The organism is Oscillibacter sp. KLE 1745, assembly GCF_000469445.2.
GTDB lineage: Bacteria > Bacillota > Clostridia > Oscillospirales > Oscillospiraceae > Oscillibacter > Oscillibacter welbionis.
Window position 1 is genome coordinate 18,969 of the sequence record NZ_KI271673.1, and the last position, 11,885, is coordinate 30,853.

An 11,885-nucleotide genomic window follows, 5' to 3' on the forward strand; every position below is an offset into this window, starting at 1 on the left:
GGAAGCGGCGGGAGGACCCCTCCCGCCGAAGTCATTCCTGGTTTTCTATTGTATCATAAAAGGAAAAGCTCGTAAAGTCTGCCGTCAAAATGATTTCCCCATCCACGGCGATCTCCCCTCGGAGGGGCGTACCGTCCTCCTGCCGCAGCCAGAGGGTGGAGAGGATCTTCCCATTCTGCTCTCCGGTCTGGTCCACCGTCAGACGGAAGCAGGACGTCTCCTGCCAGTCCTCCTCGCTCTCCTCCAGCAGCCACCCGTCCCGCAGGGCGCTCATCAGCTGGGGCAGGCAGGCCATGGGGCTCACCTCCTGGCTGCTGAGGTTCCCGGCGTTCAGGCACTGGTCCTCGTACACCAGTTCCACTTCCCCATCGGAGAGCACTGCCTTCACGCCCGCGATGGTCTCCGGTGCCAGGACCTCCACAGTGGTCTCCCCCTCCGGCACGTAGTCGCACTGGAGCGTGGCCTCCCAGACCGCGCCGTCCTGCGTGCAGGAGACCTCCGCCTCCATGACGCAGCCCGCCATGTTCCGATAGGGCATCCGGGCATCCGCCGCATCCCCCGCCTCTCCGCCTGTGCCGCCGCAGGCCGTCAGCAGCAGGCACAGGGTCATCATTGGTACGCAAGCCCATCTGCGCACCGCAAAAACCTCCGTCTTTTATAGGATCTCCCCGATGGCCGCCGGCAGTGACGACACCACGTCCTCCGGCGTCATACCATAGGGCGTCAGGCGCTCCGCCGCCAAGTCCCCGGCCCGGCCGTGGAGCCACACGCCGACCGCCGCCGCCCGGACGGCAGTCGCCCCCTGGGCCAGCAGGGCGGCGACGATCCCCGTCAGCACGTCGCCGCTGCCGCCCTTGGCCAGGCCGGAATTTCCGGTGGTGTTCACCAGCACGTTCCCCGCCGGGGCGGCGGTGAGGGTCCGGTGGCCCTTCAGCACCAGGACACAGCCATGGGCCGCTCCAAAGGCCCGGGCGGCCCCCAGCCGGTTGCTGCCGGTGAGGTCGCCGCCGATGCGGGCGAACTCCCCGTCGTGGGGCGTCAGCACCGTGATCCGGTCTCGCCGGGCGTCCAGTACATCTATATGTCCCCCCAGGGCGTTTATGCCGTCGGCGTCCAGCACCATCGGCTGCTGGATTTTCTGCAGCAGATCCAGCACCAGCTCCGTGACGCCATCTCCCCGGCCCAGTCCAGGGCCCAGAGCCACTGCGTCACAGCCGGCAGCCCGCTCCAGGATTTCCTCTTTCGCCTTGGGAGAGAGCCTCCCATGTTTGTCCGGCAGAGGGAATGGCATGGCAGAGACGCACTTGGCCGCCTCCACCGGCCAGATGGTCTCCGGCACCCCCAGGGACACCAGCCCGCACCCGGTCCGCACCGCCGCCGCGGCAGTGAGATAAGGCGCACCGGTATAGCCCACTGCGCCGCCGACGATCAGCACCTTGCCGAAGGTTCCCTTGTGGCCGTCCGCCCTCCGGGGCGGCAGGGCCGCACGGGCAAAGTCCCGCTCCACCGTCTGGGCCCGGCAGACAAGGCCCCGGACCAGATCCGCCGGGATGCCGATGTCCCGGACCTCCACGTTCCCGGAGAGGGCGGCCCCCTCCCCCACTGCCTGACCGATCTTGGGCAGTGTGAAGGTAACAGTGCGATCCGCCCGAACCGCACGGCCCAGCACGGCGCCGGTGTCCGCCGACACGCCGCTGGCAATGTCCGCCGCCACCACGGCGGCCCTGCTCTCATTCATCCAGTCCACCGCCGCGGCAAAGGGCGTGCCTGCCCCGATGGGCCGGGAGAGGCCCACGCCGAAGAGGGCGTCGATCACCACGTCGCACCCCAACACCCAGGCCCGCTGGCTTTCGTCCGCCGGGTCGAACCGCTCCAGCTCCACACCGCACTCGCTGAGACGGCGGGTCTCCTCCAGGGCGTCCGGCGTCAGCTTCTCATAGTCCCCTACCAGGAACGCCCGGACCTTCAGCCCCTTCAAAAACAGCAGCCGGGCTGCGGCGATTCCATCGCCGCCGTTGTTGCCCGCGCCGCACAAGGCCGCCCCCCGACATTTCCCCGGCCGCTTGGGCAGCAGCGCCAGCGCCGCCTCTGCCACGCCTGCCGCCGCCCGCTCCATCAGGTCGATGGAGGGAATGCCCCGCTCTTCAATGGCCTGCCGGTCCAGCTCCTTCATCTGCGCCGCCGTCGTCAGCTTCATGGCCGTAACCTCCTGTATTCCTCATGGTTTTCTGGTGCCTATTATAGGAATTCCCGCTCCGGATTGCAATCATTTGTAACCAGATCGTCATGGATTCTCCGGTGGAATGTGATATGATGCTTCAAAAAGGAACGAAAGGAGGCGCTGCCCATGAGGCGTTTTGGGGCGCTTCTTCTCCTGACCATCGCGCTGCTCGCCGGCTGCGGCGGGCGGGAATCTCCGGTTTCGCCCGATGAGGCCCCGGAGACCGCTTTGAAGGAACAAGACGTTAGAAATATGTATACCGCCGCTTCAACGGTCTACGACTGGTTTGACCTGACCACGCTGCCCCTGGACAGGGCGGACAGCCGCACAGAGGGAGACCTGACCTACTACCGGGTGGATGCGGAGAATCTCTCCCTGCCCGTTTCTACCGTGGCGGAGCCCACGGACAGTACGCTTTCCTGGCAGCCGCAGCCGGTCACGATCACGTCCCTGGCAGACCTGCGGGAGACGGCGGAGTCCTACTTCTCCCCGGAGATTGTGGACAACCTCTTCGCCCTGTCCCCGGATCACTACAAGGACTTCGACGGCGTTCTCTACGCCACCGACGGGGGCCGAGGGAGCAACCTGTACCTGCTGGACAAGACCGTGGCGGCGGAGCAGGTGGATGAAGACCACTGGACCGTGACGGTGACCTTTTGGGCGGATTTCGAGGGCCGGGAACTACAGGGAGACGGGTATTTCCACACGGTGGCTACCACCGGGTACTCCACCACCGTACTGGACTATGCGCATACACCGGACGGCTGGAAATTCACCGGTTTTTGTCCCTCGGACGGCCTAGACCTGGAGGCAGATACAGTCTATACCATCAATTACTATCAGGACTTTGAGGTCACCAGCGCCTATCAGGACTACTCGGACTGGAAGCTGGCGTGCTATTTGATCTACGCCGACGGCGCCTATGCAGAGGCTCCCTTCGATCTGTTGGCCCGCCGCTTTCTGGAGCGGCCGGAGGACATCCTGCATGTCCTGGCTTTGTTGGACAGCTCCCCCTACCGGGAGAAACAGGGACCGCCCCACCCGAATATCGACGTCATTGTGGCCGGTCCAGGATACACTGCCGCTGGGAGGTTCTACCGGGAGGACCGGGCGGACTTTGAGGCACTCCTGGACGCTCTGCACCCGGAGACGGAGGCGGAACAGGCGGTGCTGGACAAAATCCGGGCTGCCTACGAGTCCTCTGTTACAGAGGAGAGTCCCATTGAGACGGAGTTTGCCCTGATCGTCCCCGGTGAGAAGCGGCTGCTGACCCTGGGTGTCCAGGAGGGCACCTTTCCCTGGGGATACGAACTGGAGGGCACCGTGACCTATACCGGTCCCGGCGACACCTACGGTACGGTATATGAGGTGGACTGCGGCAATCTGCGGCTGGCCTACTCCGTCAGTCCTGACGATAGCACAGAATACCTGTTCCGCCTCTCCACCTCCACCCACTATGACCAGTCCGGTGGAACGCTCTGCACGCCCCGGGGCCTTTACTGCGGATACAGCCTCGCCCATCTGGAAGAGATATACTCTCACGTAGTAGAGCTGGCGGGCTTTCAGTCTGACACCTATGATGCCTGCTATGTCTATGAGCCCGGCGGTCTGGCGTATTGCAAGCACATCGCCTTTTATATCACGGACGGCGTGGTTACCGCCATCCAGGTGGAGGATCTGATGGATGGCCGTCTGTTGGGCTGACAGCTTCTTCCCTGTTCTCCGGACAATTCGCCAATTCCCACAGGCCCCAATCCCCCGAATTCCGGCGGATTGGGGCTTGCATTTTCGGTTTTTCTGTGCTATAAGTGTTAATTGTTATCAGCGATGAACGGGAAAATAATTGGAGACGCCGCCGAGAGAGGGTCGGTCACCGGCTGCAAACCGACCTGCGGACGCCCGATTTGGTTCGCCCGGGAGCCGCCGTGGAGACACGGCCGGTCCGCCCTCCGTTATCAGGGCCACGAGTGCGCGCCGCAGGCGGCGTGAATCCGGGTGGTACCGCGGAAGGATTCGCCTTTCGTCCCAGGGATGGGATGAGAGGCGTTTTTTTGATGCCTTCCATCCCAAGAGCACTGCGTATGCAACATTATAATATAAGGAGCATGGACAATGAAGGAACAACTGGAAGCCATTCGCGCCGGCGCGCTGGCAGCCATCGGCGCCGCCGGGAACACCGGAGAGCTGGAGGCCCTCCGGGTCCAGTACCTGGGCAAAAAGGGAGAACTGACCGCCGTTCTGAAGCAGATGGGCAAGCTCTCCGCCGAGGAGCGGCCCGTCATGGGCCAGCTGGCCAACGCCGTCCGGGCAGATGTGGAGTCCGCCATCGAGCAGCAGTCCGCCGTCCTGGCGGAAAAGGCCCTGGAGGAGCGGCTGGAGGCCGAGGCGCTGGACATCACCGTCCCCGGCAAGGCCCACAAGCTGGGCCACAAGCACCCCATGTACACCGCGCTGGATGAGATCAAGGAGATCTTCATCTCCATGGGCTTCACGGTCCTGGACGGCCCGGAGGTGGAGCTGGCCACCTATAACTTCGACAAGCTGAACGCCGGCGAGGGCCACCCCTCCCGGGACTGGAGCGACACCTTCTACTTTGACGAGGACAGCCGGGTGATGCTCCGCTCCCAGACCAGCCCCATGCAGGTCCGGGCCATGGAGACCATGGAGCTGCCCATCCGCATCATCGCCCCCGGCCGGGTGTACCGGAAAGATGAGGTGGACGCCACCCACTCCCCCATGTTCCATCAGGTGGAGGGCATGGTCATCGACAAGGGCGTCACCATGGCGGATCTGAAGGGCACCCTGAACACGGTGGTGGAGATGCTGTACGGCAAGGGCACCAAAACCCGGTTCCGCCCCCATCACTTCCCCTTCACGGAACCCTCCTGCGAGATGGATGTCCAGTGCCACAAGTGCGGCGGCGTGGGCTGCCCCACCTGCAAGGGCGAGGGCTGGATCGAGCTGCTGGGCGCCGGCATGATCCACCCCAAGGTGCTGAAGATGTCCGGCATCGACCCGGAGGTATACTCCGGCTGGGCCTTCGGCATCGGCCTGGAGCGCACCGCCATGCGGCGGTTCAAGATCGCCGACCTGCGGCTGATCTTTGAGAACGACGTGCGATTCCTGGAACAGTTCTAGTTCTTAAAGAGGGGATCCCGTCCCCCCTTTAGATTCCCCCTCACCAGTGACATCGGTCACTGGTGAACGCCGCCCAAGGCGGCTGAGTCAGGGAATTTTCGGCAGGCACGTGTCCTTCCGAAAATGACTGGATATTTTTTCACGCCGGCGGCGTGAAACTCTGCGAGGCTTTTGCGGGGCACTCCCGCATTCCGATATAAAGGAGTTATAGAAGTTATGTTACTGAGCAGAAAGTGGCTGGACGAGTTTGTGCACGTCGACGCCAACGATAAAGACTTTGCCGAGGCCATGACCCTCTCCGGCTCCAAGGTGGAGACCACCGAGGACCGGGGAGCCGAGATCTCCAATATCGTGGTGGGCACCATCCTCACCATGGAGCGCCACCCGGATTCCGACCACATGTGGATCTGCCAGCTGGATGTGGGCCAGAGCGCGCCCATCCAGATTGTCACCGGCGCCTGGAACATCCACCCCGGCGATATGGTGCCCGTGGCCCTGGACCACTCCACCCTCCCCGGCGGCAAGAAGATCGAGAAGGGCAAGCTGCGGGGCGTGGAGTCCAACGGCATGATGTGCGGCCTCTATGAGCTGGGGCTGGATGAGCGGGACTTCCCCTACGCCGCTATCGTCCCCGCCGCCATCCTGAACGACTACCACCCCCTGGACAAGGACAAGCCCTCCATCCCCGCCGACATCCAGCCCGGTGACAAGGTGTTCGGGCCGGTGGTGTGCGCCAAGATCCTGGAGTGCGCCAGCCAGCCGGACTACACCTTCCACACCTGTCTGGACCTGGGCGGCTCCACCGCTGTGCCGGACACCATCTGCCCCAACCTCCACGAGGGGGACCTGGTGGCCTACAACACCAAGACAGGCGCCATCTGCACCCTGGAGGATCTCCACGCCGACCAGAAGGAGTTCCCCCACTGCATCCCCGACGGCATCTTCGTCCTCCATGAGGAAGGGATCCAGAACGGCGATGACATCAAGCCCATTATCGGCGCGGATGACCATGTGGTGGAGTTCGAGATCACCCCCAACCGCCCCGACTGCCTCAGCGTCATCGGTCTGGCCCGGGAGGTGGCCGCCACCTACCAGCAGCCCCTGACTCTCCACGAGCCGGAGGTACAGGGCGGCGCCGACGGCGTGCTGACGGACCTGCTGGACATCGAGACCCCCGCCGCCGATCTGGTGCCCCGGTACACCGCCCGGATGGTGCGGAACGTGAAGATCGCCCCCTCTCCCAAGTGGATGCGGGAGCGGCTGCGGAGCATGGGCGTCCGTCCCATCAACAACATCGTGGACATCACCAACTATGTGATGCTGGAGTACGGCCAGCCCATGCACGCCTTTGACTACCGCTATGTGAAGGGCGGCCACATCATCGTCCGCCGGGCCGAGGAGGGCGAGGAACTGACCACCCTGGACGGCAACGTGCGCAAGCTCACCGCCAACCACCTGGTCATCGCCGACGAGCACCGGGCCGTGGGCCTGGCGGGCATCATGGGCGGATTGAACTCCGAGATCGTGGCGGACACCACCGACGTGGTGTTCGAGTCCGCCTGCTTCGACGGCACCTGCATCCGCAAGGGCGCTCTGTCCCTGGGGATGCGGACCGAGGCCTCCGCCAAGTTCGAGAAGGGTCTGGATCCCCTGAACACCCTGCCCGCCGTCCAGCGGGCCTGCGAGCTGGTGGAGCTGCTGGGCGCCGGAGAGGTGGTGGACGGCGTCATCGACATCCTCAACTACGTGCCCCAGCCCCACACCATCCGCATGGACCCGGAGCGGGTGAACGCGCTGCTGGGCACCGACATCCCCGCAGCGGAGCAGTACCGGTATCTGGCCCGGGTGGACATCCGCACAGCGGACGACAGCTGCCCCGGCGGCCCTGCCGACGTGACCATCCCCTCCTGGCGGGGCGACGTGGAGGGCATCGCCGATCTGGCGGAGGAAGTGGCCCGGTTCTACGGCTACAACAACATCCCCACCACCCTGATGCGGGGCCAGACCACCCTGGGCGGCTATGGCGCCGCCGAGATCCTGGAGCGCCGGGTGTCCAGCGTGTGCCGGGCCTTCGGGTACGATGAGATCATCACATACTCCTTCATCTCCCCGACCCAGTACGACAAGATCCGCTGGCCGGAAGATTACCAGCGGCGGAACTCCTTCAAGATCCTGAACCCCCTGGGGGAGGATACCTCCATCATGCGGACCACCACCCTGCCCTCCATGCTGGAGATCCTGACCCGGAACTACAACTACCGCAATCAGGACGTGAAGCTCTATGAGGTGGGCCGGACGTACCTGCCCGGCGGCGAGGACGGCCTGGCCATCGAGTCCAAGACACTGACCCTGGGCGCCTACGGCGGCAACATGGACTTCTACGCTATGAAGGGCGCCATCGAGGCGATCCTCCAGGAACTGCGGGTGAAGGATGTGACCTTCCGCATCGGCAGCGGCCTGCCGGAGGAGCTCTCCTACCACCCCGGCCGCTTCGCCGAGGTGTGGAGCGGCAGTGACTGCCTGGGCTGGTTCGGCCAGATCCATCCCCTGGTGGCCAAGAACTATGGCGTAGACGCGGAATTCTACTGCGCAGAGCTGGCCATGGACGAGCTGGAGAATGCCAAGGGGGCCGACCCGGAATATGTCCCCCTGCCCAAGTTCCCCGCCGTCACCCGGGACATCGCCGTGGTGTGCGACAGGGCCGTCACCGTGGGAGCGCTGGAGGACTGCATCCGCCGGGGCGCCAAGGGGCTGCTGAAGGATGTGTCCCTGTTCGACATCTACACCGGCTCCGGCATCCCGGAGGGCAAGAAGAGCGTGGCCTTCAACCTGACGCTCCGCTCCGACGACCGCAGCCTCACCGCTCAGGAGGCCGATGAGGATGTGAAGAGCATCCTGGAGACGCTGAAGGCAGAACTGAACGCCGTCCTGCGGTAATATGCGGCCGCCTGCGGACTGCACAGCGGGCTTGTGTGCCGTCGCGTCCAGGTGCTATTGCGCAGACAGAAACCTTGAGCCGGGCGGATGCGTTCCGCCCGGCTCAAATCCAATCCCCCAGCAGCGCCGATGCAGACGCCGCTCCCGGAGGCGCTGTGAGGCGGGCCGAAGGCCGTTCTGCTGCACTGGACCCCCCCTGTTCTTTCGGTCCAGCGCCCTCCCAGCGATTACGGGGCGTATTTTTTCAAATTTCATGCGGAAAACGCTTTACAGTTTTTCAAAAAACGAGTATACTAGTTTTGTATTATGAAGTGGTGCTCCCTTCGGGAAAGGTGGTGTCTGTATGGACGATTTTACCAGGAAATTCAATATTGCCACGGAGAAGGACGCAGAGATCCATCAGATTCTCTCGACCGTCTATCGGGCATTGGAGGAAAAGGGCTATAACCCCATCAACCAGATCGTGGGTTATATTCTCTCCGAGGACCCCACCTACATCACCAATCACAACAATGCCCGGACCCTGATCCGCAAGATCGACCGGGACGAGCTGTTGCAGGTGCTGGTCCGCAGATATTTGGGGCAGTAACCGTTTTCCTCTGCATTCCCCCGCAGAGAGGGCATCCGTGCGAATGGCGCGGCGACCTTCCCTGCGGGATTTTTTTGCGTCCAGGGGCCGAAGGCAGGTCTCTTCCCAGGAATTGGCTGTAATTTCTTGTGACCAAACGTTGACAAAGCGGATAAAATCTGTTACAATTCGGTTACAACTTTTGAAGGAGTGTTTCCATGGCAGAGAGCAAGTCCAAGAAGGCAGAAGGTTTGACATACAAGGGCCATCCCCTTCGCCGGGTGGACAATCTGATCTACTACGGCACGATGGCTGAGAAATATATCATCATGATGCAGATCCTCAACACCAAGAAGGAGCAGGACATGGAGGTGGCCACCAAGGTCTCCATCCAGCTGCAGCTGACGGACCCGGAGCTGAAGTCCCGGGACCGTGTGGTCAAGAAGAGCGAGAAGGACAGCCTCTACGCGGCGATGGACATCGCCACCGTCTGGCTGGATCGTGCTCTTGCTGGCAAGCTGTAAGAAACAGGACCTTTTCCCCGCGCTACAAAAGACTGACGAAAGGAACGTACACCTATGACGCACTTCGCAGGCAGAGCAGGCAAGGTCCTGTTCCTCTCCGTTCTCACCGCAATGCTACTGGCGGTCACCGCCCTGGCAGCGGACATCGCCACCGGCGCCGGCTGCACCACAGGTTCTTCCCTGCGGCTGCGGGCCGAGCCCTCTACCTCCGCCTCCGTGGTCACCACGCTGGACAAGAGTGTGGCGGTGGCGATCTTGGATGACTCCGTGGACGGCTGGTACAAGATCGCCTACAACGGCAGCACCGGCTATGTGTCTGCTGACTACCTGAACGTAGATCAGGACAATGTCTTCACTACATACGGCCGCGTCAATTCCGACGGCGTGAACGTCCGCTCCGACGCCTCTACCGACAGCTCTGTGCTGGCCACCATTGAGGAGGACGCCATCGTCACGGTCAACGGCTTGGTGGACGGCTGGTACGACGTCACCTGTGAGTACGGCACCGAGGGTTACATCCGCAGCGACTTCCTGGACCTGACGGAGTCTTCCTCCTCCAACAGCGACATCGCGGCCACCGCCAAGCAGTACTTGGGCACGGGTTATGTGTACGGCGGCGCCTCTCCCCGCGGCTTTGACTGCTCCGGCTTCACCATGTACGTGTACAGCCAGCACGGCTACTCCCTGCCCCACTCCGCCACCAGCCAGTGGCAGAGTGGCCTGGGCACCCGGGTATACTCTATCTCCGTGCTGCAGCCCGGCGATCTGGTGTTCTTCAACGATCCCAGCCGCAACGCCGGCAAGGCATGTTCCCATGCCGGTATCTACACGGGAGATGGGCAGTTCATCCACTCCTCCTCTTCCCGCAGCGGCGGTGTCATCGTCAGCAGCCTGACCAGCGGGTACTACAATACCTATTTTGTGGGCGGTATCCACGTGTAAGTTTTAAGAGTAAATATCCAACCGGGCGGCACAGTTGTGTGCCGCCCGGTTTTTGTGTGGATTAGAATTTCTCCGCGGCCCGCTCCAGTGCCGTGAGGTCACCCCGGCGGAGCAGGGGCAGCAGCAGCTGAAGCTTCTCCCGTGGCCAGTCCCACCACCGGAGCCGCTCCAGACGGTGGATGGTCTCCGGTGTGAACCGCTTCCGGATGGGCTTCGCCGGTACGCCGCCTACGATGGTGTAGGGCTCCACATCCCCAGCCACCACCGCCCGGGCGGCCACGATGGCGCCGTCACCGATCCGCACGCCGGAGAGGATGACGGCCTCATAGCCGATCCAGACATCGCTGCCGATGACAATGTCCCCCCGGTTGTCCCAGGCCTCCGTGATCTCCGAGACGGACGTGTCCCACGCCTCGTAGAAGATGGGAAAGGGATAGGTGGACAGGGACTTCAGCGTGTGGTTGGCGCTGGTGAACAGGAATTTCGCGCCGCAGGCGATGGAGCAGAATTTTCCGATCACCAGCCGGTCGCCGTTGATGGGGTAGTGATAGAGCACATTGTTGCGCGCGAATTCCGTGGGGTCCCGGAGGAAATCGTTGTAGATCGTGTAATCCCCCACAGAAATATTGGGGTCTGACACCACTGCATTCAGATAGACGGTCTCCCGGTCGCCTGTGCGGGGATAGATGGTATTCGCCGGAATCTGCATGAGGAAATTCTCCTTTCAAATTTGATTCATGCGATCCCGGCCACCACAATGCAGCGCCTCACCTGCCGCTCTCTCCTTTCCTGATTCAGTACTCTGTTTTCTCCCCGCCGCAGAGGGCGGCCAGCTCCCGGTCCAGATTCTCATAGAACCGGGCGATGTGGATGCCGTCCACCAAAGCATGGTTGGCCAGCAGCGTCATAGGCAGCAGAGTCCGGCCCTCCTGTCGGTGCCAGCGGCCCCAGGTGATGCGGGGATTGCTGTCCGCCGGCGTTGGGGTTGGCTGGGTCAGGGCCGTGTAGGACAGCCACGGGACACAGGAGACAAAGAACAGGCTCTCCCCGTCCTCTCCGTCCTCCAGGGTGGGCGCCGCCTTCACCCGCTCCTGCTCCGCCGCCGCGTAGGGCAGGAACTCCCGGAAGGGCCGGTCCACCTCCAGGCTGCAGTAGCAGTAGGTCCCGTCCGGCAGAGCCACCGTATGGGAGGAGGGGCAGCGGTCGTACTCCACCACCTGATCGCCCCGGATGCGCCGCCGCAGCTCCGGCACGCCGTTGGCCGCTCGGACCGCAGCGTACAGCACCGCCAGAAAGAAGCTCGTTCCACTCTCCCGGCACCAGACTGCCAGCTCCGTCACATCCACCTGCACCGTCACCCCCACATAGGGGTTGGACAGGGTCTGAAAATACGCAAATTGGTCCCGCCGGGACTCCCGGGACATGTCCACCGTCCGCCAATTCATAGGTGCTCCTCCTCATTTTGATCTTTGGAGGTATGATAACACACTCCAAAGCATTTTGCACCATTTTCCGTTTTGATGAAAAGTCAATAGCTAAGTGCGAAAAAATCAGA

10 protein-coding genes are annotated in these 11,885 nt (G+C 62.9%); 6 read left to right on the forward strand and 4 right to left on the reverse strand.

Annotated features, from left to right (window positions below; genetic code table 11):
• Positions 1-31: 31 nt before the first annotated feature.
• Entirely contained in the window at positions 32-637 is a 606-nt protein-coding gene (locus HMPREF1546_RS01875; protein WP_036629971.1) for a hypothetical protein, read from the reverse strand.
• Between the two features lie 18 nt (positions 638-655).
• Positions 656-2,197 (reverse strand): bifunctional ADP-dependent NAD(P)H-hydrate dehydratase/NAD(P)H-hydrate epimerase, encoded by a 1,542-nt coding sequence (locus tag HMPREF1546_RS01880; protein ID WP_021751629.1) that lies wholly within the window; start codon positions 2,195-2,197, stop codon positions 656-658.
• Positions 2,198-2,347: 150 nt separating this feature from the next.
• On the opposite strand from HMPREF1546_RS01880, the gene HMPREF1546_RS01885 reads away from it, so the two are divergent.
• From HMPREF1546_RS01885 to HMPREF1546_RS01910, 6 genes are all read left to right on the forward strand, one after another.
• On the forward strand, positions 2,348-3,925 hold the full coding sequence (locus HMPREF1546_RS01885; RefSeq protein WP_021747628.1) for a hypothetical protein: 1,578 nt from the start codon (positions 2,348-2,350) through the stop codon (positions 3,923-3,925).
• 408 nt (positions 3,926-4,333) lie between these two features.
• Positions 4,334-5,359 carry a phenylalanine--tRNA ligase subunit alpha gene (gene pheS / locus HMPREF1546_RS01890; RefSeq protein WP_021747627.1) on the forward strand — a complete coding sequence of 342 codons (1,026 nt, stop codon included), beginning with the start codon at positions 4,334-4,336 and terminating at the stop codon, positions 5,357-5,359.
• 216 nt (positions 5,360-5,575) lie between these two features.
• Positions 5,576-8,296, forward strand: coding sequence for a phenylalanine--tRNA ligase subunit beta (gene pheT / locus HMPREF1546_RS01895; protein ID WP_021747625.1), 2,721 nt, complete (start codon positions 5,576-5,578; stop codon positions 8,294-8,296).
• 343 nt (positions 8,297-8,639) lie between these two features.
• Positions 8,640-8,885, forward strand: coding sequence for an IreB family regulatory phosphoprotein (locus HMPREF1546_RS01900; RefSeq protein ID WP_021747624.1), 246 nt, complete (start codon positions 8,640-8,642; stop codon positions 8,883-8,885).
• Positions 8,886-9,082: 197 nt separating this feature from the next.
• On the forward strand, positions 9,083-9,388 hold the full coding sequence (locus HMPREF1546_RS01905; protein WP_021747623.1) for a hypothetical protein: 306 nt from the start codon (positions 9,083-9,085) through the stop codon (positions 9,386-9,388).
• Positions 9,389-9,442: 54 nt separating this feature from the next.
• Entirely contained in the window at positions 9,443-10,330 is an 888-nt protein-coding gene (locus tag HMPREF1546_RS01910; RefSeq protein ID WP_021747622.1) for a C40 family peptidase, read from the forward strand.
• 61 nt (positions 10,331-10,391) lie between these two features.
• Here HMPREF1546_RS01910 and HMPREF1546_RS01915 read toward each other — a convergent pair whose 3' ends face one another.
• Together HMPREF1546_RS01915 and HMPREF1546_RS01920 are read right to left on the reverse strand one after the other, a co-directional pair.
• The gene (locus tag HMPREF1546_RS01915; RefSeq protein ID WP_021747621.1) at positions 10,392-11,039 is read right to left on the reverse strand and encodes a CatB-related O-acetyltransferase; all 648 of its coding nucleotides are present in this window, start codon (positions 11,037-11,039) and stop codon (positions 10,392-10,394) included.
• An 85-nt stretch (positions 11,040-11,124) separates the two neighbouring features.
• Positions 11,125-11,775, reverse strand: a complete 651-nt coding sequence (locus HMPREF1546_RS01920; RefSeq protein ID WP_021747620.1) for a CatA-like O-acetyltransferase — start codon at positions 11,773-11,775, stop codon at positions 11,125-11,127.
• Positions 11,776-11,885: the final 110 nt, after the last annotated feature.